This is a genomic window from Actinoallomurus spadix (genome assembly GCF_024055725.1).
Lineage (GTDB): Bacteria > Actinomycetota > Actinomycetes > Streptosporangiales > Streptosporangiaceae > Actinoallomurus > Actinoallomurus spadix.
Genome location: NZ_JAMXMX010000015.1, coordinates 160,011 through 180,987 on the forward strand (window position 1 = coordinate 160,011; position 20,977 = coordinate 180,987).

Below are 20,977 nucleotides of genomic sequence, written 5' to 3' on the forward strand. Positions count from 1 at the left end.
GCCTGGAGACCTACACCGGGGTGAACCCGACCGGCAGGCCGACCAGGCCGCGCATCCAGACGGACGGTGACCACTCCAGGTCCTCCGGGTCCACCGCCAGCAGCAGGTCCGGCAGCCGGTCGAGGAGCACCTCGACGGCGGCCTGGCAGATCACCTCGGCGAGCTCCGGTGCCGGGTACGTGCACCGGTGCTCGCCGTAGCTGAACGACATCATCGCCTGGTTGCCGAGTGCGGGGGTGTCGGAGGCGGGCCGTACCCGCGGGTCGCCGTTGGCCGCCGCCAGCCCCAGGACGAGCAGGTCGCCGGCGTCGATCTGCTGCCCGCCGAGGAGGACGGGCCGGGCGGCCCACCGGCCCAGGTAGTTCTGCGTCGGCGTGTCCTCCCACAGCACCTCGTTGAGCGCGTGGCCGACGCTGCGGCGGCCGCCCGCGAGGTTCAGGGAGAACCGGTCGTCGGTCAGCATCAGCCGGATGGTGTTGCCGATCCAGTACGCCATCGGCTGCTGGGCGGCGGTCATCACCAGGACGAGGTCCGCGATGAGCTCTTCTTCCGTCAGGTTCGCCGGATCGTTCAGCATGCGCGTCACGAAATCCGGGCCCGGCTGCTCGCGCCGGTGCGCCACCAGCCGTTCCATGGTCGCGCAGATGCCCTGGTAGGCGTCGAGCGCGCCCTCGTCGCCGTTGACCGTGGTCATCATGTCCCGCAGCAGACCCGGGGTCTCCTCCTCGGGCATGCCGAAGATCCCCGCGAGGGCGAGCAGCGGCAGCGGATGCGCGTACTCGGCCATGAGTTCGGCCTCGCCCCGGCCGGCGAACGCGTCGATCAGGTCGTCCGCGATCCTCTCGGACCGGAGCCGAAGGTCGAACTGGTCGACGGCGAACAGGCCGTTGCTGATGGCACCGGCACGGCGCCGGTGCTCGTCGCCTTCGGCGAACAACGTGGAGGGCTGGTAACCGACGAAGGGCCGCAACGGCCAGTCCGGCGGGATGTCGTCCCACTGGTTCCAGCGGCGGCAGTCGCGGGCGAAGACCTCCGGGTGGCTCAGGACGTGATGGACCTCCCGATAGCCGATCACGAACCAGGCGGGGACATCCCCCTCGAGCAGGACGGGAACGACCGGGCCGTGCTCCTGCCGCATCTCGCGGTACAGCTCCGAGGGATTCCGCAGGAACCTCGGCCCGTACAACGGCAGGACGTCGGCGTGGGCGGGACAGCCGCCCGATGGGGCGGAGGCGGCGGGCACAGGTTCGGTCATGGCCTTCTTCCGCGAAGGTCAGGATCCGCCGGCGGCACGCGCCGGCGGAACATCACGGCTGGTGTCCGGGAGACTACGCGATCAAGATCCCCCAAGTGGGCAGAATCGGGTGCGAACTCGCCAAAAACGCGGTGACGCTCCGCGGAGCCGGTCACCGATCGACGGTCACCTCGAACAACCGCTGCAGCAGAGCGTGCAGCGCGGTCCGCTCATCGCCGGTCAGCCCGTCGAACATCTCCCGCTCGATGGCCTCGCCCGCGTGGCGCAGGGTCTCGAACGTGGCGTGGCCCTCCGCGGTGAGCCTGATCGCGTGACGGCGCCGGTCGGCGGGATCCCGCGTCCGCTCTATCAGGCCCCTGCGCTCCAGGAGGTCGACCACCGAGACGGCGTTGCGCGGATCCACACCGATCAGCTCGGCGAGGTGCTGCTGGTGCGTGACCTTCACGTTCTCCAAGGTGATCAGGGCACCGTAGTGATGCGGCGTCATGCCGTGCTCGGCCAGCATGCGCGCCCATCGCCGCCGCGACTCGCCGCCGAGCCGGGTCAGCAGGTAGCCCGTATCGGCGCGGAGCTCAGGCGGCGTGACCGGACCACTCTTCGCGAGTTCGTGGCTTTTGTCCGCCATGCCGATGATCATACGCTCTTGAGGACATTCATCATGATGGTCATAGTTCATGGCGATCGATAGGAGACAACGACATGCCGACGCGTTACGGTCTGCACTGACCACCTGACGAATCAGCCTTGAAGAACGCGGAGCGGACGATGGCCCCTCACCCCCCGCCGCCACCCGTCACAGGCCGACCCGCCACCGGCCGGTACGGCGGCATCGGACTGCTGCTCGCCCTCCCCGCCGCTCTCCTGACGATCGTCTGCCTGGTCGTGCCGACCGGCCAGACGATCGTGCGCAGCCTCCAGGAGTCGCGGCTCTTCGGCCGATCCCACGGTTTCGCCGGCCTCGACAATTACCTCACCCTGCTCAAGCAGGGCGACTTCTGGCACACGCTCGGCTTCTGCGTCCTGCTCGCCATCGTCCCGGTCATCGTCGCCGTACTGATCGGCCCCGCCCTGGCCGCGGCCCTGGACCAGGCTGGCACCTGGCCACGGAGGACCGGCCGCGTCCTGCTGTCCCTGCCGCTCGTCGTGTTCTCCCCGGCGGCCGTCGCCCTCGCCTGGCAGATGGGACAGACCGGCGCCGGCGGGAGCGGCGTCGCGAAGGTCTTCGGCCGGATCGACAGCCCCGGCAAGGCGTTCGGCGTCGTCCCGCTGATCACGGGCGCGGCGACGTTCGGCGTGGTGTGCGGCCTCGCGCTGCTGGTGTTCCTGCCGGTCCTGCGCGGCCGCCGCGAAGGACGGCGGGCCGCCCCGGCCATGGTCGCGGTCGCGTCGGTCGTCGCGCTCGCGGTGCTCGCGACGTGCGTGCAGGCGTTCACCTTCCCGACGGTGCTGGGCGGCGCGCGGCGCGCGACCACCCCCGTCGGCCTGGAGTACACCCTGACCTTCCGCATGGGCGATCTGGGCGTCGGTTCCGCCCAGGCCACCATCGTCGGCCTGATCCTGGCGGTCCTCGGCGTCGCCGCGACCCTCATCGCGATCAGGACGGGCCTGGGCGTCGAACTCGCTCCGGCACCCCCGCGCGGAGCACCGGAACCCGGCCGGCGACCGGACCCCGGCCGCGCGGTGCTCGGACTGCTGGCCGCGGTGGTCGTCCTGATCTTCGCCGTCCTGGCCTCCTGGCCCTGGCTCTCCGCGCTGTTCTCCGGCGGGTACGGCGGCCGGGCCCCCGCGTCCCCGGCCCGGCTGTACCTGAACACCTGGCTCCCGCCGCTGCTGGGTGCCCTCGTCTCCGTCGGCGCCGCGTTCCTGGCGGCACTGGGCATCGGCGGCCTCCGCCCGCTCGGCCGCCGCAGCGAGTGGCTCCTCCTGCCGTCCGCCCCGTGGCTGTTCGTGGGCATCGGCCCGCTCGCCGTCGCCGACTACCAGAACGAGCGAGACCTCCACCTCCTCGGGAAGTTCCCCTCCCTGATCTCACCGATCCTCGTCAGCGTCCCCGCGCTGCTCATCCTGACGCTCTTCTGCCGGAGACACGCGGCACGATGGCGGGCTCGGCGCGCCGCCGGCGCTCCGGCCGCACCGGCGTTCTTCGCGACGGTCGTGGTCCCGGCACTGCCCCTGGCCGGCCTGCTCGTCGGCGCCGTCACGCTGATCGGCGGGCAGGGCCTGCTGTGGCCGTTCCTGACCGGTGACCGTCCCGGCACCCGGACGGCGCCGATCGAGCTCATCCTCCAGATCCAGCAGACGTTCCGCGTGAACGCGAACGTCGGCCTCACCACGCCGGTCGTCGTGGTCGTCCTGGCCCTCATCGCGCTCGCCGCGCTGCAGATCCTCTACCTGGACCGGCTCGTCATCACGACCGGCCCGGACGAGGACGCCGGAGGCATGGCCCGGTTCGTCCCGCCCGCAGGCGTGTCCCGCTTCGCCCCGCCCGCGGGACCGCCCGTCCCGGCCCCGCCGTACGGCGGCGGCCCGGGCCTCCCACCGCCCTCCGGCCCGGCGTTCCCGTTCCCGCCGCCGGCCCCGCCCGCTCCTGGGGGACGGAGGACGAGCGACGACGAGATCCCGGCCGCCGCGCCAGAGGATCCGGCACCGGCGGACACGCCCGCCGCCGACCCGCCGCGGCGCCAGGACGACTGAGGCGGCTCGCCGCATGGAGCGCTGAGGCGACCCGCAAGGAGCGCTGAGGCGACCCGCACGGCCCGGTGGGCGGCGCGGAGCCCGGCGGTGCGCCTTTCCACCGGGACGGTGGCGCCTCATGCCGAAGGGCGGGACTTCCGGCCTGCCTGATGACTCCGCAGGAGGGGCAGGAAGAGTTCGTCGACGATCGACTGGATGCGCGCGGGCTCCAGCGGCTTGAGGTCCATGAGCATGTCGTGCCGCACCAGGTCGAACGGCATGGCGAGCACCCCGGCGGGAATGCGCGCCAGGTCGATCTCGCCGCGGTGGTGGGCGCGCTGGTAGATGGCCCGTTCGTGCGGGGGCGGCCGGTCGCCCATGACCTTGTCGCGGATCTGCGCGGGGGTCAGGCCGCTGTCGGCCCGCAGCCCCGAGAAGGCGGCGGCCGCGGCGATGGCGAAGAAGCCGGCGAGGGCCTCGCTCAGGGCCGTCAGCTGGGCGAGCAGGTCGCCGCGCAGGGCGCCGGTGTCGGGGACCGGGACCGGGTTGGCGTTCCGGTGATGCTCGAGCGCGGCGAGCACGAGCTGGTCCTTGTTGGCCCAGCGGCGGTAGAGCACGGCCTCGCTGGTGCGAGCGCGTACGGCGATCGACTCCATCGTCAGGCGGGCGTATCCGGCCTCGACCAGCTCGTCCCACGCGGCGGAGAGCAGGGCGGACTCGAGCTGCTTGCCGTGCCGGCGACGGCGGACGGGTTCGGACGCCTCGGTGACCACCACCTCACGATAGAAAGGCTTTCCTTTCTTGGCAACCATCCCTACGCTGACAAGAAAGGGATTCCTCTCTATCGCTGGGGATGAGATGACGGAGACGACGGACAAGAAGCCGACGCCGCGAGTGCGGAACGCGCCGACGGTGCTGATCGCCGGCGCCGGCCCGACCGGGCTGACGCTGGCCTGCGAGCTCGCCCGCAGCGGCGTCTCCTTCCGGCTGATCGAGGCCGCTCCCGGCCCGCGCCCCGGATCGCGCGGCAAGGGTGTCCAGCCGCGCACCCTCGAGGTGTTCGACGATCTCGGCATCGTCGACCGCGTGATCGCCAACGGCCGGATGGCGATGCCGATCCGTTCGACGGCGCCCGATGGCCAGGTGACGCGGACCGGCGCCGAGACGTCGCGGAACCGCCCCGACATCCCGTATCCGGCGAGCCTGATCACACCCGAATGGCGGACCGAGGAAGCGTTGCGGCTGAGGCTGGCCGAGCTCGGCGGTGCGGTCGAGTTCGGCACCGCGCTCAGCGGCTTCGAGCAGTCGGACGAGGGCGTCACGGCGGTGGTCGTCAAGGGCGGCGAGGCCGAGACGGTCACCGCGCGCCGGCTGGTCGGCTGCGACGGCGGCCACAGCATCGTCCGCAAGCGGGCCGGCATCGGCTTCGCGGGCGAGACCCGCGAGGAGGTGCGGATGATCGTCGCCGATGTCGAGGTCGACGGCCTCGATCGCGACGCCTGGCACATGTGGCGGCATGAGGAGGGCCTCGTCAGCCTCTGCCCGCTGCCCTCGACCGGCCTCTTCCAGTACCAGGCCGTCCTCGCGCCGGGACAGGATCCCGAGCTCGGCCGCGCGAATCTGCAGGCGATCCTCGATCGGCGGAGCGGCCGCACCGGCATCCGCCTCCACGGGCCGGAGTGGTCGTCGCTGTGGCGCGCCAACGTCCGCCTCGCCGACCGCTACCGCGAGGGTCGCGTGTTCCTCGCCGGCGACGCGGCGCACATCCACTCGCCCGCCGGCGGCCAGGGGATGAACACCGGCATCCAGGACGCGCACAACCTCGGCTGGAAGCTCGCGGCGGTCGCGAAGGGCGCCTCGCCGGCGCTGCTCGACACCTACGAGGCCGAGCGGCGACCGGTCGCGGCCGGCGTGCTCGCGCTCTCGAACGCGCGACTCGCGCAGGCGATCGAGCAGAAGGCCTTCCCCGCCCGCCGCGACGCGAACACCACGCAGTTGAACGTGGGCTATCGCGGCTCCACCCTGGCGCACGACGACCGCGACGAGACCGCCCCGCTCCGCGCCGGCGACCGCGCCCCCGATGCGACCGGGCTGATGACTGTGGAAGGCGAACGCCGGCTGTTCGACCTGACGCGCGGCGGGCGCTTCACGTTGCTGGCCTTCGGGGACGCGCCCGCGCTCGCAGCCCCTCCACTCGGCCTCAGGACGCTCCGCGTCGTCGGACGGCCGGCCGGCCCCGGCGACGTCGCCGACACCGGAGGCCATCTCGCCGGCGCCTACGGCGCGACCGGCCGCACCCTCGTACTGATCCGTCCCGACGGCCATGTCGCGCTGATCTCCGACGCCGGTGACGCCTCGGCGGTGTCGCGCCATCTCGCCGCGATCGGCTGAGGCGCGGCCCCACCCGCGCGGCGGCTCCCCCGGTGATCCGCGCGCCCCGCGTCGGGCGCCGGTCAGGCGCCGGGGCGGGGGCGGTCGTGGCGGGAGGCGGGTCCGAACTCCTGCTCGAGGCGGAGCAGGAGCGTGCCGAGCAGGGCGTTCAGCCGGTCGAGCTCGTCCGCGTCGAGGGCGCCGCCGAACAGGCGATGCTCCTCCACCGTGCGCCGGGCCGTGGCGGCACTCCAGAGGCGGTGGCCCTCGTCCGTCAGCCGGACCGGGCGGCTCCGGCCGTCCGTGGCGGGGGCGGGCTCGACGAGGCCGGCCCGGGTGAGGCGGTCGACGCGGACGCTGATCGTGCCGGAGGTCAGGCCGAGCGCGTCGGCCAGTTGCCGGGGCGTGCGCTCGTACGGAGGACCGGAACGCCGCAGGACCGAGAGGGCGGCCCAGTCGCCGACGGTGATCGACTCGCGGTCGGCCGCCCGCTCGAGGATCCGCTCGAAAAGCCGGGCGATCCGGCCGATCCGCTGGCGGGCGGCCTCCACGCCCGGATCCACTCCGGAGGGCATCTGCCCGATCCACTGGGGCAGCTCGGCGCCGACCGAGTCGGGGAGCGCCTCCCCGGGTTCTGCGGCCACTGGACACATCCTTGAGTCTCAAGATACTTTGCCTTGAGTTTCAAGGTATCCGATGCGAAGGATCGAGCGTGCCCGATATTCAGCACGACCCGCGCGTGTGGTTCATCACCGGCACCAGCACCGGTCTCGGACGGGCGATCGCCGACGCCGCGCTGGCCCGCGGTGAGCGTGTCGTCGCCACGGCGCGGGATCCGCAGAGCGTCAAGGACCTCGCCGAGCGGGCGCCCGGGCTCGTCCGCGCGGTCGCGCTCGACGTCACCGACCCCGCCCAGGTGACGGCCGCGGTCGGCACCGCGATCGAGGAGTTCGGCCGGATCGACGTGCTGGTCAACAACGCCGGCCACGGGCTGATCGGCGCGCTGGAGGAGTTGTCCGACGAGCAGATCGACGCGGTGCTCGCCACGAACGTGCTCGGCGTCATCGGCGTGACCCGCGCCGTACTGCCGCACATGCGGGCGCGGCGGCGGGGCCACATCGTGCAGATGTCCTCGGTCGGGGGCGCGGTCGGCAACCCCGGCCACGCCATCTACGCGACGTCCAAGTTCGCGCTGGAGGGGATGTCCGAAGCGCTGGCCGGCGAGGTCGGACCGCTGGGCATCCGGGTGACCATCGTCGAGCCCGGTCCGTTCCGTACGGACTTCGCCGGCCGGTCCATGCGGTTCGCCGACCCGATCGACGACTACCGCGACACCCCGGCCGGGGCCCTCCGGGGACGCTTCTCCGCCCAGGACGGCACCCAGCCGAACGACCCGGCCAAGGCCGCCGAAGCGATCATCAAGGCGGTGGACGACGACGACTCGCCGCTGCGCCTGCCGCTCGGCCCGGAGGCGGTCGAGCGGATCCGGCAGAAGCTGCGGCGTCAGCTCGCCGACCTGGACGCCTGGGAGCAGGTGTCGCTCGACACGCGGTACTGACCGTTCGGCATGCGGTACTGATCATTCGCCGGGCGGCCTGATCAGCGGAAGTCACCGGCGTGGCGGGCGGCCCACTCGGCGTAGGTGTGCGGCGCCCGCCCGATGAGGCCGGCCGGGGCGGGCGACACCTCGGCCATCTCTTTCGACTCCGCGCGCATCGCGATCAGGGCGTCGGCGATCTCGCGGGGCATGTGCGCGGACATGGCGGCGCGGAAGTCGTCCGGGGACAGCCCCTCGAAGCGCAGCTCGCGGCCCAGCACCTCGCCGAGCACCGCGACCCGCTGCGGGTCGGTGAGTGCCTCGGGCCCGGTCAGCAGGTACGTCCGGCCGGCGTGACCGTCGTCGAGCAGCGCGCGGGCGGCGACGGCGGCGATGTCGCGCTCGTCGATCGGCGCGGAGGCCGCGTCGTCCCCGAGCCAGCGGACGACGCCGGTGGCACGGATCTGCGGGGCCCAGTTCCGGTCGTTGCTCATGAACGCGCTGGGCCGCAGGATCGTCCACGGCAGCCCGGACTCCGTCACGGCCCGCTCGATGGCCTCGTGACGGCGCCCGATCGCGTTCGGCCGCGCGTACGCCACCGCGGAGGCGGACATCAGCACGACCTGCCGGAGCCCGGCCCGCCTCGCGGCGGCGAGGAACCCCTCCATGGCGCCGGACAGCGGGAAGAGGAATGCCCGCTCGGCCCCGCGCAGCGCGGCGGGCAGGGTCTCCGGCTCGGTCAGGTCCCCCCGCACGACCTCGACGCCGTCCGGCAGCCCGGCCTCGTCCGGCCGGCGGGTCATCGCCCGTACCCCGGCGCCCTCTGCCAGCAGTCGCTCGACCACCTGACGGCCGACGTTCCCGGTCGCTCCGGTCACGAGGATCACGGCCGGCTCCCTTCGGATGTCCGTAACGCTCCGGAGTCACCACCATAGGCACCTGGCCTCGAGAGCGGCCATGGCCGGCCTCGGGCCTGCGGGTGGCCGGGTGGGGGCAGCCCTACCGCGGAACTCCAGAGCGCGCCAGTGCGGCCGGAACCGGTTCCGAGTTGGCTTGAACCATGACACAGACGACTGCGCCGGCACCGGTCGCCCATGCGGACGCGCTCGTGAAGACGTACGGCTCCGGAGACAACGCGGTGGCCGCGTTGCGCGGCGTCTCGGCAGCGTTCGCCCGTGGCCAGTTCACCGCGATCATGGGCCCGTCCGGATCGGGCAAGTCGACGTTCCTGCACTGCCTCGCCGGGCTGGACACCGTCTCATCGGGCGCGGTCGTCATCGACGGAGTCGACATCACCACGCTGTCACGGTCCCGGCTGACGAGGCTGCGCGGCGCGAAGCTCGGCTTCGTCTTCCAGTCCTTCAACCTGCTCCCGATGCTGACCGCCGAGGAGAACATCCGGCTCACCGCGCGGATGGCCGGCCGGCGCGTGGACCGGGAGTGGTTCCGCACCCTCGTCGACGCGCTCGGGCTGCGGGACCGGCTCGGGCACCGGCCCGCCGAGCTCTCCGGCGGGCAGCAGCAGCGGGTCGCGGTCGCGCGGGCGCTCCTGACCCGGCCGGAGGTGGTGTTCGCCGACGAGCCGACCGGCAACCTCGACTCCTCCGCGGGCGGTGAGGTGCTGCGGTTCCTGCGCGCCGCCGTCGACACGTACGGCCAGACCGTCGTGATGGTGACGCACGACCCGCTCGCCGCGTCGTACGCCGACCGGGTGCTCTTCCTCGCGGACGGCCGGATCGTGCACGAACTCGCCGGCCCTACCATCGACGCCGTGCACGGCGTCATGCGGCGGATGGAGGCCTGAGCATGTGGCTGATCGCACGCCGGTCGTTCGCCCAGGACTGGGCGCGGCTGACCGCGACGGTGCTCGCCGTGCTGTTCTCGGTGGGACTGATGTCGGGATCGCTGCAGTTCGCGCTGCGGGCGCAGTCGGCCGTGTCCGGGTCGGACGCCAGCGAGTACGCCAGGGCCGACGTGCTCGTGCAGCCGCCCGGCGCCGACCCGGAGGACACGTTCGCCGTTCCCCGGGGTGAGGTGCGGCCCGGCTCGATCGCCTCCGTACCCGGCGTGGCGGCCGTCGCCGGGGACGCCGCCGTACCCGTCACGATCGTCGGCGCGCACGGCAGGCCGGTGCCGTCCCCGGCGGGCGCGGTGACGACCTTCCGCCCCTGGATCTCCGACGCGCGCCTGAGCGCCTACCACCTCGTGGCCGGCCGTGCCCCGGCCGCCGACGACGAGGTGGCCGTCGTACGGCACGTCGCGAACGCCGGGCGGCTGCGGACGGGGACCACGACGACGCTGCTGCTGCCGAAGACGTCGAGCAGGGTACGGATCGTCGGCGTCGTCACGGTCCAGGGCCGGGGATCGGTCGCGTCCGGCGACCTGATCCTGGGCACGCCCGCCGCCGTGCACGACGCGACCGGCCTTGCCGCGGGCGCGTGGCAGAGCCTGTGGGTGAAGGCGGCATCGGGGGTCCGGGCCGGAGAACTGCGAAGCCGGCTCGCCGCGCCGATGCGCCCGGCCGTCGTCCGCACGGCCGCCGACCTGCGGCACCGTCAGGCGGCCGAGCTGCAGGGCGTGGGCGCGTCCGTGGGCGGGGCGATCGGCATGCTCGCCTCCGTGGCGGTGTTCACCGGCCTGTTCGTGGTCGCGAACGCCTTCGGCACGATGGTCCGCCAGCGGACCCGGCGGCTGGCCCTCCTCGCGGCGATCGGCGCCCGGCCCCGGCAGATCAGGCGGCTCGTCCGCCTGGAGGCGCTCGTCCTCGCCGTGATCGCGTCGGCGGGCGGGCTCCTCGTCGGGTACGGCGTCTCGGACGTCCTCACCCGGCTGTTCGCCCAGGACGGTTTCGACATCTCCGCCGGTGAGGTCGACTTCGGCTGGATCGCGCTGGCCTTCCCCTTCGCGGCGGGCGTCGTCACCACGCAACTGGCGGCCTGGCGGCCCGCCCGCCGGGCGTCGAAGGTCGCGCCGATCGAGGCGCTGCGGTCCGCCACGGCGGAGGACAAGGGCCGCAAGTGGCCCCGGATCGTGGGCGCCATCGCCGTCTTCGGCGCGTCCTGGATGTTCTTCGGCCCGGTGTTCGCGGTGGCGAACGACCCGACGTCCGTCGGCGCCGACCGGACCGTGGGGATCACCATGCTCATCCTCCTCGGGTCCATGGTGTGCGTCGCCGGGCTGGCCGTGCTCGCGCCCTTCTTCGTCGGCCCGCTCGGCGGCCTGGTCGGCCGGCTCGGCATGCTCGTCAGCGGAGAGGCGGGCCGGCTCGCCCGCGCGACCATCACCCGCAGCCCGCGCCGCGTCTCCTCCGCCGCCGCCTCCCTCATGCTCGGCGTCGCGCTGGTCGCCGCGACCGGGCTGCTCATCACCTCCGTCCGCGAGCGGTCCCACGCCGCCGGCGCGCAGACCCTCGCCGCCGACCACGTCATCGCGGCGAACGGCCGTACGTCCGGCGGGACCGCTCCGCTGCCCGGCGACACGGCGGCCCGCGCCGCGCGCGCCCCCGGCGTCACCACGGCGGTCGCGCTCACGCAGACCGAGGTACGGCTCGTGTCACCGAAGATCAAGGCGTTCGACGGCGACCCCGGCACGCCGATCATGCTGACCGTCACCGGCGCGTCCGACGTACGGCCGGTGCTGCGCCTCGGCGGCCACCTCCCCGCGCTGCGGCCCGGTGAGATCGGCGTCGCGTCGGCCCTGTCGAAGGCGTACGGCCTGCGCCCGGGCCGCCGGATCGTCGTGCACGGCGCACGCGGCGACGTGACGCTCACCGTGGCCGGCCGGTACCACGACCCGTCGCACCTGTTCGCCGACGAGGCCCTCGTCGCCCCGGCCACGATGGCGGCGCTGGACCCGGACGCGAACACCTCGGCCGTGCTCGTCCGGGGCACCGCGTCGACGGCGGCCCTGACGGCCGCGGTCTCCGGCATCCCGGTGGCCGAGGTGTACGACCGGGCGGCCTACGTCCGGGTGGCGGCGTCCTCCATGGAGAAGGGCCTGCGGGTGATCTACGGGTTCATCGCGATGTCCCTGGTGATCGCGCTGTTCGGCATGGCCACGACCGTGTCGCTGAGCGTGTCGGAGCGGACGAAGGAGTTCGGGATGCTCGGGGCGGTCGGGACGACCGTCCGGCAGATCCGGTCGATCGTGCGCTGGGAGGCCGCGACGGTCGTCCTGCTGGGCGTGCTGCTGGGCATGGGCGCGGCCGTCGGCACGATCGCGCTGCTGCACGTCGCCACCGGCAGCTCCTTCATCCGGGTGCACCTGCCGTGGTGGCTGCTCGCCGCCGTGGTCCTGGGCGCCGCCGCCGTCACCTGGGCGACGTCCGCGCTGCCCGCCCGCCGCGCCGCCGGGGTTCCGGTGCTGGAGGCCGCCAAGGCGGAGTGACCGCCGCCGGGACGGATCCGCCACCGCCGCGCGCGCCCGGGTGACCCTGCCCTACCGGTAGGCGCCGCGGCGGTGGCAGTCGGCGAGGTGGTCGTCGACCAGGCCGCAGGCCTGCATGAGGGCGTAGACCGTGGTCGGCCCGACGTGCCGGAACCCGTGCTTCTTGAGCTGCTTCGCGAGTGCCACGGAACCGGGCGTCGTGGCGGGCACGTCACCGGCGGTCTTGGGCGCCGGGGCGTCGGGGTCGGCGTACGCCCAGACGAGCGCGGCCAGGCCGTCGGGCAGGTCGAGGGTCGCGCGGGCGTTCGCGATGGTCGCGTCGATCTTCCGGCGGTTCCGGACGATCGAGGCGTCGGCCAGCAGCCGTTCGACGTCACCCGGGCCGTACGCCGCGACCTTCTCGGGGTCGAAGTCGTCGAACGCCCGCCGGAACCCCTCGCGCTTGCGCAGGATCGTCAGCCACGACAGCCCGGACTGGAACGCCTCGAGGCACAGCCGCTCGTACAGCCCGCGGTCGTCGCGGACCGGGCGGCCCCACTCGTCGTCGTGGTAGGCGATGTAGTCGGGCGCGGAGACGCCCCACGGGCACCGCGCCAGCCCGTCCGTGCCGATGACAGTCATTCGAACAGGTTAGCGAGTCGATGCAGTGATGTCCGCAGCATGAGGCGGGCCGCCGGTCCGATCGCGAGCCAGCCGGCCCGGCCGAGCGGCCCGAGCGGCAGGTCGAGCAGCTCGGCCCAGGTCACACGGCACCGGCCCTCGGGCAGGTCCAGCAGGTCGAACCGGCCCTCACCGCGCACCAGGCCGCCGGTGTGCCGCACGCGAACCCGGTGCGGCGGCCGCCACTCGGTGATCACCATGGTGTCGAGGAAGCCGACGGGACCGACGCCCGTCCACGCCTCGACGCCCGCGCCGTCGCCGGCGCCGCCCTCCGCGCGGGTCAGCGGCACCCACTCCGCGTGCCGTGGCCAGTCGACGAGGACCTCCCACACCCGCTCCGCGGGCGCCGGGACGTCGGCCGACGCGTGCACCGCGACTCTGCTCATCCGTTCTCCCCCCGCTGGTCGCCCTCGGCCGCCTCGTAGGTCTCGCCCGGCCGGCGCCCCTCCGCGGCGTTCTCCCGGCCGGACGCCGGCTCCTCCTCGGTGTCCCGGCCGGCGCGCGGGTCGAAGACGACCTTGTCCACGATCGTCTGCGGCGGTTCGGCGGGCCGCTCCCAGCGGGTCTGCGGCGGGTCGGCCGGCCGTTCCCGCTCCGTCTCCGGGGAGTAGAGAGGCGGCGGGGGCTGGTCGGCTCCCCCCGAGGGCGGCGGATCCACCGGCTCGAACGGGTCGCGCAGGTCCATGGAGTCGGGGGCCGGGGACGCCGGCGGGACGGCAGGCCGCCAGGACGAGCGTTCCGCCGGCTCGTTCAGGCGCTGGCGTGCCTCCGCGAGCTCCTGCTCCAGCACGGCGATCCGCGTGTCGCGCTCGGTCAGCTCGTGCGCGAAGCGCTCCAGCGCCTCGTCGGTGATCTGCTTGTGGTAGCCCCAGAGCCCCATCGGCAGGCGGAGCAGCGCGGCGTCCGTGCCACCGGCCGGGCGCCGGCCAGGCAGCGCCAGCGGCGGATGGTCGGGATGCTCGGCGGAGAGCTCCCCGCCGCCACCGGTGGCCACGACGACGATCGCCGCCAGGACGGCCAGCGCGGCGAGGGCCACGGTGATGGTGACGAGCATGTACCGATCGTGCCACATCCATGCGGGACGGTGCGGCAACCCGCTCGGCGGACGTCGTTCCCGCCGCATATGCCACGATCAGAGCATGGAGTTGCGTCTCGGGACCCGGGTCGTCTTTCCCGGCGTTTTCACGGTGATGACGGAGGGTCTCGTCGAGGGCGCCGACATCGCCGAGGTCGCCGCCGACCCGGAGGTCGTCCGCGCGGTACGGGCGGCCCCGCGGGCGCCGGTGGTCGCGGTCGCACCGGCCTCGGAGGAGCAGGCCGCCGCCTGTGTACGGGCCGGGGCCGGCCTCCTGATCGGGGACGCGTTCGCCGGCGTGGCCGCGGCGACCGGCGCCGCGCTGCTGTGCTCGGCGCCCGAGCGGGCCGCGGGGGTCCGTCCGGACGGCGTGCTCGTCCGCGCCGCCGACCCGTACGAGGCCGAACGCCTCGCCGGGGCGGGGTGGGCGGTGGTCGTGGACGCGGCCGAGCCCGCCGTCGCGTCGGTGTTCGCCTGGACCGGCGCCCGGGTCTTCCGTACGGCCGACCCCGACGCGACGCGGCAGGTGCTCGACATGGTCGCCTCGATCATCGGGATCCGCCCGCCGGCCGTCTCACGGCGCGGCCTGGCCTGAGACCGGAGCCCGGGCCCGGGGAGTGTCGCGGCGGGTGACGCGGGAACGAGCCGGGACCGGTTCGGGAAGCGGGGTTCCTATCCTCCCTCCTCCCCGACACGTCAAGGAGGTCCCGATGCCCCTGCTCACGCTCGAGTGCAAGCAGGGCAACGACCGCCGTATCCGGGCGGCGCTGCGGGCCGAACTGGCCGCCGTGGTGGCCCGGATCGCCGACTGCCCGCCGGAGGCGGTGATGGTCGTGATCCGCGACTGCGAGCCGAGCCCCGGGCACGCCGGGGCGACGGGCCTGACCACGGCCGACGCGACAACCCCCGGGTACGCCGGGGCGGCGGGCCTGACCACGGCCGGTCCGGCGGCCCCTACGACGGCCGACGCGGCGGGAGGGGCCGGCGCTCAGGCGCACCTGCCGGACGGTGCCGGCGGGACGCCCAGCAGGCCGAACTCCTCGTCGGCCCGCCCACGGTAGGTCTCGGCCGCCTCGCGGTCGCCTTTCGCCCGGAGCGTCGCCGACAGGCCCGCCAGCGCCCGGGCGGCCTCGATCCGGTACCCGACCCGCGTGGCGATCTCGTGGGCCTCGGTGTGGAGGTCCGCCGCCACGGCGTACCGTCCCTGAGCGCGGTAGACGCCGGCGACGATGTTGCGCACGGCGGCCTGGCGGATCGGGGCCCGGCTGCCGCGGTCGAGTTCGAGCGCGCGTTCCGCGTGCCGCATGGCCGCGGCGCTCTCTCCCAGGCGGTGCCGCACCGTGGCGCAGAGGGCGTGCACGCGGGACATCTCCGCGACGGGGGCCGTGTCGGCGGTGAGTTCGAGCACGCGGTCCAGGCAGTCGCCCGCCTGCCGGGCCTGGTCCAGGCGGAGATGGGCCACCGCGAGGTCCGTGAGGGCGACGGCCTCCATGTCCCAGGCGCCGATCCGGTGGTCGATCTCGACCGCCTGGCGCGCGGCGTCGGCCGCCTCGCCGTAGCGGCCGCACTGTTCGTGCAGGCCGCTGAGGTCGACCAGTGACGCGGCCTTCGCGCGGTGCGCGCCGAGTTCGTGTTTGAGGGCGATGGACCGCAGCAGGTACGGCAGCGCCTCCCGGTACCGTCCCAGGGTCGTCAGCAGCAGGCCCAGGGTACCCGTGCTCTTGGCCTCCCCCATGTGATCGTCCAGGGCCACTGCCAGCTTCAGGCTCTCCTCGGTCGCCGCCAGGCCGTCCTCGAGGCGGCCCAGCCGCCACTCCGCGGCAGCCACGTCGGACAGGCCGCGCGCCAGCAGGGACCGGTCGCGCAGGGCGCGCGCGCACTCGACGCCCAGCGTGGCGACCTGGTGGAACTCCTCGAAGCGGCCGCGGGCCTCCAGCACGAGGACCGCGTTGTGCGCGAGTTGCGCCGCGGGCCGGTAACGGCCCGCCGCGTGGGCCTGCACCGCGACCTGGACGAGGCTGTCCAGCTCGCGGTGAAGCCATGCCCGGGCGGTCCGGCCGTCCGTCAGCACCGGCAGGGCGAGCTGCGGGCCGGGCCCGGACCGGGTGGTGTTCCGCCCGGGGAAGGCGAGGTCGCAGGCCAGGTCGGAGGCCGCGCGGTAGTAGTCGGACAGCCGCGTCAACGCGGCGTCGCCGGTGTGGTCGTCCGGCGCCTCGTCCCGGGCGCGCAGCCAGTGGGCGAAGCTGCGGACCAGGTCATGGAAGGCGTACTGGGACGTCTCGTACTGCTGGAGCAGGTGGGTGTCCAGCAGGTGTTCGAGGACATCCTCGGCGTGCGCCGGATCCGTGCCGAGCAGCGCCGCAGCCGAGTACATGTCGATGTCCGTGCCCGGATGCCGGCTCAGCAGCATGAAGGACGCGCGGTGCTCGTCGTCCAGCGCGTCGTACGACAGGCTCAGGGTCGCCGTGACGCTGCGGTCGCCGGCGCGCAACTCGTCCAGGCGGCGGGTCTCGTCGCGCAGCCGGTCGACCAGGTAGCGCACCGACCATCGGGGACGGTTGCGCAGCCGGGCCCCGGCGATCCGCAGCGCCAGCGGCAGGTGGCCGCAGAGCCCGGCCAGCTCGGCGACGGCCTCGGGCTCCCGGGCGGCGCGGTCCGGCCCGAGCATGCTGGTGATCATCGCGACGCTGTCGGTGGCCGGCATGACGCCCAGGGACACCCATTCGGCGCCGTCCAGCTCGACGAGCCGGGTCCGGCTGGTGATGATGACCAGGGTGTCGGCGGAGTTCGGCAGCAGGGGCAGCACCTGAGCGCTGTCGGCGACGTTGTCGAGCAGTAAGAGGAGCCGGTGGCGGACCACCGTGCTGCGCCACAGCGCCAGCCGGCCGGGCAGGTCCTCGGGGATCTGCTCCCCGGGCACCTCCAGCATTCGCAGCAGGATGCCGGCGACCGCGCCCGGCCGCAGGGGGCGCTCACCGGGCGTGTACCCGCGCAGGTCGACGTACAGATGGGCGTCGGGGTAGTGGTCGGCGAGCCGGTGGGCCACGCGGACCGCGAGCGAGGTCTTGCCGCTGCCGCCCATCCCGTCGATGGCGACGATGCGGGGGCTCCACCCCGGGCCCCGCGTGGGACCGCGGTGGTGCCCCACGTCGGGCTGGTTGGGGTGGTCGACGAGCTGGGCGAGCTCCTCCGCGCGGCCGGTGAAGTCCGGCAGGTCGTACGGCAGCGTGCAGCGGTGCGCGCCGGGCGCGACGGCGCTGGGGGCGGCGGGCGTGCCCCCGCCGAGCGGGGCGGTGGCGGTGGCGGCGGCCGGCGCCGGGGCCAGGTCGGGGCTGTTGCGGAGGACTGCGTCGTAGAGGGTGACCAGCCGGTCTCCCGGGTCGACGCCCAGTTCTTCGGCGAGCAGTTTGCGGACGCGTTCGTATTCGACGAGGGCCTCGGCCGGCCGGCCCGAACGGTACAACGCCAGCATCAACTGGGCGCGCAGTGCCTCCTGCATCGGATAGGCGTTGACCAGGTCCCGCAGATCACCGATCAGTTCGCGGCTCTCCCCCGATTGCAGGCGCAATTCGAAGAATCGCTCGATGGCGGCGAGCCGGCGTTCCTCGATCACCGCGGAGGCCGCGGCGATCACCTCGCCGCCCGTGCCGTCCAGCACCGGGCCGCGCCACAGCGCGAGGGCCTCGCGCAGGACGGCGACCGCCTGGGCCGGGCGGCCGGCGGCCTCCTCCTGCTGGGCCCGCCGCACCAGATCGGTGAAGATCGTCAGGTCGAGTTGCCGCGGCCGCAGCGCGGTGCGGTAGCCGGGTCCGGTGGTGACGATCAGCCCGGGGCCGCCGGGGATGCGGCGGCGGAGTCCGGCCACCGCCTTGCGGACCTGGTGCGCCGCCGTCGTGGGGGCGTCCTCGGCCCAGACCGCCTCGATCAGCCGGGGCACCGGCACCACGCGTCCCTCGGCGAGCAGCAGGCAGACGAGGACGCGTTCCTGGACCGGTCCACCCAAGGCGAGCGATCGTCCCTGCCCCGTGCGGCATTCGAGTGAACCGAGAATATCGAATCGGACAGACTCGATGTCCGTATCGGTCACCGTGCCGCTCCCGTCTTTTCTCCAGGACGAATCCGCCGTGAAGATAACAGCAAATATAGCCGTAATTACCTGACCTAGGGTTTTCCTGAGGTACGGGGAGTGGAGTCAGAGCGGTAACGAGACGGGACGCCACGGGGAGCGGCCGGCGCGACGCTGTCGGCGTATCCGAAGATCCGGAGTGCCGTGAGCACGACCGAAGATCAGGAGCGACGATGAGGTTCTTGGTGGAACGGGAGCTGCGCGGCGGGACCGTACCGCCCAGGGTGAGATCGGGACACCGGGCCTACTGGCGCCGCAGATCCGACGAGGGCGTGCTGCTCTACGCGGGAAGCTGGACGGACGGCCCGGGCGACACGTTGCTGCTGAACACGCACGGCCCCGAGGCTCTGCGCGCCGTACTGGCCGGTGACCCCTACGTCCGCGACGGCGTCGTGACCCGCACCCGGGTCCGCCGGCTCGGTGACCTGCTGCCGGGCCGGACCGCGGACCGGGGCCGCCCGCATGCCGCGCACGCCGACCGGGGACGCTCCGGCCCGGCCGGGCTGAGCCCGCATGAGTGGGGCGTGGCGCGGATGATGCTGGACGGGCTCACCAACCGGCAGATGGCCGACCGGCTGGGCGTGTCCCAGCGAGCGGTGGAGCAGCACATCACCCGGATCTACCGCAAGCTGGCCATCAGCCGGCGCGTTCAGCTCGCGGCGGCGCTGCAGGACGAACCCGGCGGCCCGGCCCGCGCCGCCGGGTCGGGGGCGCGGGCCGGGAACGTCACGGCGACGGGACCGTGACCCTCACAGCAGTGACCGTCCGGCGCCGCCGTCGACCGGCAGCACCACGCCCGTGACGCTGCCGGCCGGCGCCGACGCGAGGTACGCCGCGGCGGCGCCGATCTCCTCCGGCTCGGCGAGCCGGCCGATGGGGATGTCGGCGCTCAGCCCGGCGAGCCCTCCGTCGAGCTGCTCGGCCCACGCCTCCAGCGTGGGGGTCCGGGTCATGCCGGGCGCGATGACGTTCACGGTGACCGCCCCCTCACCGGCCTCGGCCAGCTCCTGCACCAGCGACTTGGCGTACCCGAGCACGGCCGGGCGCACGGTGTTGGACAGCGCCAGCCCCGGGATGGGCTGCCGTGCGGCGAGCGAGGTGACGAACAGGATCCGGCCGTACCCGGCGGAGCGCATGTGCGGCAGCGCCGCGCGCGTGAGGGTGACGGCCGACAGGAGGTTGAGCTCCAGCGCCGCCCGGTAGTCGGCCACGTCGAAGCGCTCGGCCCCGCCCTCCGGCGGGCTGCCGGCGTTCGCGACCACCACGTGCGGCCCGCCGTACGCCCCGGCGACCTCTTCGACCCAGCGGCGTACGGCGTCGTGGTCGGTGACGTCCAGCGCGACACCGTGCACGACGCCGTGCGTCCGCTCCCGCAGCAGGCGCACGGCGTCGTTCAGCCGGTCCGGGTCACGCCCGCAGATCGATACGGTCGCGCCCTCGGCGGCCAGCCGGTGGGCCACCGCGAGCCCGATCCCGCTGGTCGCGGCGGCGACCACCGCCGTACGGCCGCGCAGTCCCAGATCCACCCGAGTCCTCCGTCCATCTCGTGGTCATGATTCGTGCTGCGCGAGCGGCTGCCCGGCCGGGACGGTACGCGGCCCGCGCGCCCAGCGGGCACCGCCGACGGCGGCGACGCCCAGCAGGAACGGCACCAGCAGCGCCCAGCCGCTGAAGACCAGCACGACGCCCATCACCGTGGCCGCCAGGACCGATCCCCACCAGACCGCGGTACCGCGGGGCAGCAACCGGACGCCCGCGACCAGGCCGGCCACGGTCACCGCGATGAAGCAGGCGGACGCGGCGAGCATCACCCGGGACAGAGGGGAGCCGGTGGACAGCGCCACCGCGCACACCAGCGCGCTCAGCACGAACAGCAGGGTAAGGCTGCGGCGCGGGACCTCGCCCGGCCGATGTCCCCGCGCGAGCGCGGCGGGCAGCACGCCGTCGCGGGCCAGCGCGGCGCCCAGCCGCGAGGCGCCGGCCAGGTAGGCGTTCATGGTGCCGAACGTGAGCAGCATGGCCATCACCGCGGTGATCACCGAGGCCGCCGTGCCCAGCCCGCGCTGGAGCAGCAGCGTCAGCGGGGCCGTGGAGCCGGCCAGCCGCGGGCCGAGGACCAGCACGCAGGTCAGGGCCAGGCCGAGGTACAGCACACCGACGACCACCAGCGTGGTCGCGGTCACCCGCGGCAGGTCCCGGCGCGGGTCGCGGAACTCCCCCGACAGGTGCGTGACCGCCTCCCAGCCGGCGAAGCTGAAGAACAACAGGCTCGCCGCCTGGCCGACGGCCAGCCAGCCGTGCGGGGCGAACGGCCGCAGGTTCGCCGGGTGCGCGGACGGCAGCGCGGTCACCACCGCCACCGCGAGCAGGACCGCGAGCAGCCCGACCAGGACGAGCTGCACCCGCCCGGAGACCTTCAGCCCGACCGCGTTGCTGCCGAACGCCGCGAGCAGCAGCACCGCGGCGACGGTCAGGGCCGTGCGCTGGCCGCCGCCGAGCGCGTGGGCGACGTACTGGCCGCCGACGTACGCCGTGGCCGGCGCACCGGCCGGCAGGGCGAAGTAGAACCAATACCCCACCGCGGCCGACGCCCGGGGCCCGAAGGCCTGGGACACGAACGTCGCCACGCCACCGCTGTCGGGGTACCGCGCGCCGAGCGCGGCGAAGGTGGTCGCGACCGGGACACAGAACAGCAGCAGGGTCAGCCAGGCCAGCAGCGAGGCCGGTCCCGCCGCCTCCGCGGCCAGCGCCGGGAGCGCCAGGATCCCGGCGCCCAGGATCGCTCCCACGTAGATGGCGGTCCCCTGCGCCAGGCCGATTCGATGTGAGCTCATCAGTACTCCCTAAGATCGTTTTGTCTGGAGTGAGTCGCTCTGGATGCCCAGGGCGACGGGG

19 protein-coding genes are annotated in these 20,977 nt (G+C 74.0%); 8 read left to right on the forward strand and 11 right to left on the reverse strand.

Annotated elements, in window-relative coordinates; translation table 11 throughout:
• Positions 1 to 10: 10 nt before the first annotated feature.
• Positions 11 to 1,255, reverse strand: coding sequence for a cytochrome P450 (locus NE235_RS23035; RefSeq protein WP_252806337.1), 1,245 nt, complete (start codon positions 1,253 to 1,255; stop codon positions 11 to 13).
• A gap of 151 nt (positions 1,256 to 1,406) precedes the next feature.
• Entirely contained in the window at positions 1,407 to 1,880 is a 474-nt protein-coding gene (locus tag NE235_RS23040) for a MarR family winged helix-turn-helix transcriptional regulator (RefSeq protein ID WP_252806339.1), read from the reverse strand.
• 140 nt (positions 1,881 to 2,020) lie between these two features.
• Here NE235_RS23040 and NE235_RS23045 point away from each other — a divergent pair, with 140 nt between their 5' ends.
• On the forward strand, positions 2,021 to 3,949 hold the full coding sequence (locus tag NE235_RS23045) for a hypothetical protein (RefSeq protein ID WP_252806341.1): 1,929 nt from the start codon (positions 2,021 to 2,023) through the stop codon (positions 3,947 to 3,949).
• Between the two features lie 116 nt (positions 3,950 to 4,065).
• Here the strand turns inward: NE235_RS23045 and NE235_RS23050 are convergent, their stop codons facing one another.
• Positions 4,066 to 4,701 carry a TetR/AcrR family transcriptional regulator gene (locus tag NE235_RS23050; protein ID WP_252806343.1) on the reverse strand — a complete coding sequence of 212 codons (636 nt, stop codon included), beginning with the start codon at positions 4,699 to 4,701 and terminating at the stop codon, positions 4,066 to 4,068.
• A 28-nt stretch (positions 4,702 to 4,729) separates the two neighbouring features.
• Between NE235_RS23050 and NE235_RS23055 the strand changes: the two genes are divergently transcribed.
• Positions 4,730 to 6,319 (forward strand): FAD-dependent oxidoreductase, encoded by a 1,590-nt coding sequence (locus tag NE235_RS23055; protein ID WP_252806345.1) that lies wholly within the window; start codon positions 4,730 to 4,732, stop codon positions 6,317 to 6,319.
• 62 nt (positions 6,320 to 6,381) lie between these two features.
• On the opposite strand, the gene NE235_RS23060 is transcribed toward NE235_RS23055, so the two are convergent.
• Complete coding sequence (locus NE235_RS23060) at positions 6,382 to 6,942, reverse strand: MarR family winged helix-turn-helix transcriptional regulator (protein ID WP_252806347.1); 561 nt, start codon at positions 6,940 to 6,942, stop codon at positions 6,382 to 6,384.
• Positions 6,943 to 7,010: 68 nt separating this feature from the next.
• On the opposite strand from NE235_RS23060, the gene NE235_RS23065 reads away from it, so the two are divergent.
• Positions 7,011 to 7,856 (forward strand): SDR family oxidoreductase, encoded by an 846-nt coding sequence (locus NE235_RS23065; RefSeq protein ID WP_252806349.1) that lies wholly within the window; start codon positions 7,011 to 7,013, stop codon positions 7,854 to 7,856.
• Positions 7,857 to 7,897: 41 nt separating this feature from the next.
• On the opposite strand, the gene NE235_RS23070 is transcribed toward NE235_RS23065, so the two are convergent.
• Positions 7,898 to 8,722, reverse strand: a complete 825-nt coding sequence (locus tag NE235_RS23070) for an SDR family oxidoreductase (protein ID WP_252806351.1) — start codon at positions 8,720 to 8,722, stop codon at positions 7,898 to 7,900.
• Between the two features lie 173 nt (positions 8,723 to 8,895).
• Between NE235_RS23070 and NE235_RS23075 the strand changes: the two genes are divergently transcribed.
• Both NE235_RS23075 and NE235_RS23080 read left to right on the forward strand, forming a co-directional pair.
• A complete protein-coding gene (locus tag NE235_RS23075) occupies positions 8,896 to 9,639 on the forward strand; it encodes an ABC transporter ATP-binding protein (protein ID WP_252806353.1) in 744 nt (247 codons plus the stop codon).
• Between the two features lie 2 nt (positions 9,640 to 9,641).
• The gene (locus NE235_RS23080; protein WP_252806354.1) at positions 9,642 to 12,221 is read left to right on the forward strand and encodes an FtsX-like permease family protein; all 2,580 of its coding nucleotides are present in this window, start codon (positions 9,642 to 9,644) and stop codon (positions 12,219 to 12,221) included.
• Between the two features lie 51 nt (positions 12,222 to 12,272).
• On the opposite strand, the gene NE235_RS23085 is transcribed toward NE235_RS23080, so the two are convergent.
• Genes NE235_RS23085 through NE235_RS23095 form a run of 3 tightly spaced genes read right to left on the reverse strand, consistent with a single transcriptional unit; the run spans position 12,273 to position 13,935 of the window.
• Complete coding sequence (locus tag NE235_RS23085; RefSeq protein WP_252806357.1) at positions 12,273 to 12,842, reverse strand: DNA-3-methyladenine glycosylase I; 570 nt, start codon at positions 12,840 to 12,842, stop codon at positions 12,273 to 12,275.
• On the reverse strand, positions 12,839 to 13,267 hold the full coding sequence (locus NE235_RS23090) for an SRPBCC family protein (protein WP_252806359.1): 429 nt from the start codon (positions 13,265 to 13,267) through the stop codon (positions 12,839 to 12,841). The genes NE235_RS23085 and NE235_RS23090 overlap by 4 nt, the downstream gene beginning before the upstream one ends.
• Positions 13,264 to 13,935, reverse strand: a complete 672-nt coding sequence (locus NE235_RS23095) for a hypothetical protein (RefSeq protein ID WP_252806362.1) — start codon at positions 13,933 to 13,935, stop codon at positions 13,264 to 13,266. The genes NE235_RS23090 and NE235_RS23095 overlap by 4 nt, the downstream gene beginning before the upstream one ends.
• Before the next feature lie 85 nt (positions 13,936 to 14,020).
• Between NE235_RS23095 and NE235_RS23100 the strand changes: the two genes are divergently transcribed.
• Positions 14,021 to 14,551, forward strand: a complete 531-nt coding sequence (locus NE235_RS23100; protein WP_252806364.1) for a hypothetical protein — start codon at positions 14,021 to 14,023, stop codon at positions 14,549 to 14,551.
• A gap of 115 nt (positions 14,552 to 14,666) precedes the next feature.
• Positions 14,667 to 15,017: a tautomerase family protein gene (locus NE235_RS23105; protein ID WP_252806366.1), complete on the forward strand. Its 351-nt coding sequence runs from the start codon at positions 14,667 to 14,669 to the stop codon at positions 15,015 to 15,017.
• Here NE235_RS23105 and NE235_RS23110 read toward each other — a convergent pair.
• The gene (locus NE235_RS23110; protein WP_252806368.1) at positions 14,945 to 17,959 is read right to left on the reverse strand and encodes an AfsR/SARP family transcriptional regulator; all 3,015 of its coding nucleotides are present in this window, start codon (positions 17,957 to 17,959) and stop codon (positions 14,945 to 14,947) included. The two genes, NE235_RS23105 and NE235_RS23110, sit on opposite strands and share 73 nt — an antisense overlap.
• Positions 17,960 to 18,255: 296 nt before the next feature.
• Between NE235_RS23110 and NE235_RS23115 the strand changes: the two genes are divergently transcribed.
• Positions 18,256 to 18,828: a helix-turn-helix transcriptional regulator gene (locus NE235_RS23115; RefSeq protein WP_252806370.1), complete on the forward strand. Its 573-nt coding sequence runs from the start codon at positions 18,256 to 18,258 to the stop codon at positions 18,826 to 18,828.
• Positions 18,829 to 18,831: 3 nt separating this feature from the next.
• Here the strand turns inward: NE235_RS23115 and NE235_RS23120 are convergent, their stop codons facing one another.
• On the reverse strand, positions 18,832 to 19,608 hold the full coding sequence (locus NE235_RS23120) for an SDR family NAD(P)-dependent oxidoreductase (RefSeq protein ID WP_252806372.1): 777 nt from the start codon (positions 19,606 to 19,608) through the stop codon (positions 18,832 to 18,834).
• Positions 19,609 to 19,632: 24 nt separating this feature from the next.
• A complete protein-coding gene (locus NE235_RS23125) occupies positions 19,633 to 20,916 on the reverse strand; it encodes an APC family permease (RefSeq protein ID WP_252806374.1) in 1,284 nt (427 codons plus the stop codon).
• Positions 20,917 to 20,977: the final 61 nt, after the last annotated feature.

Excerpts from the sequence above, each read along its gene's own strand:
- NE235_RS23085 (WP_252806357.1), bottom strand. The coding sequence starts at position 12,842 with ATGACTGTCATCGGCACGGACGGGCTGGCGCGGTGCCCGTGGGGCGTC.
- NE235_RS23125 (WP_252806374.1), bottom strand. The coding sequence starts at position 20,916 with ATGAGCTCACATCGAATCGGCCTGGCGCAGGGGACCGCCATCTACGTG.
- NE235_RS23115 (WP_252806370.1), top strand. The coding sequence starts at position 18,256 with ATGAGGTTCTTGGTGGAACGGGAGCTGCGCGGCGGGACCGTACCGCCC.
- NE235_RS23095 (WP_252806362.1), bottom strand. The coding sequence starts at position 13,935 with ATGCTCGTCACCATCACCGTGGCCCTCGCCGCGCTGGCCGTCCTGGCG.
- NE235_RS23090 (WP_252806359.1), bottom strand. The coding sequence starts at position 13,267 with ATGAGCAGAGTCGCGGTGCACGCGTCGGCCGACGTCCCGGCGCCCGCG.
- NE235_RS23105 (WP_252806366.1), top strand. The coding sequence starts at position 14,667 with ATGCCCCTGCTCACGCTCGAGTGCAAGCAGGGCAACGACCGCCGTATC.
- NE235_RS23080 (WP_252806354.1), top strand. The coding sequence starts at position 9,642 with ATGTGGCTGATCGCACGCCGGTCGTTCGCCCAGGACTGGGCGCGGCTG.
- NE235_RS23075 (WP_252806353.1), top strand. The coding sequence starts at position 8,896 with ATGACACAGACGACTGCGCCGGCACCGGTCGCCCATGCGGACGCGCTC.
- NE235_RS23100 (WP_252806364.1), top strand. The coding sequence starts at position 14,021 with ATGGAGTTGCGTCTCGGGACCCGGGTCGTCTTTCCCGGCGTTTTCACG.
- NE235_RS23045 (WP_252806341.1), top strand. The coding sequence starts at position 2,021 with ATGGCCCCTCACCCCCCGCCGCCACCCGTCACAGGCCGACCCGCCACC.
- NE235_RS23040 (WP_252806339.1), bottom strand. The coding sequence starts at position 1,880 with ATGGCGGACAAAAGCCACGAACTCGCGAAGAGTGGTCCGGTCACGCCG.
- NE235_RS23035 (WP_252806337.1), bottom strand. The coding sequence starts at position 1,255 with ATGACCGAACCTGTGCCCGCCGCCTCCGCCCCATCGGGCGGCTGTCCC.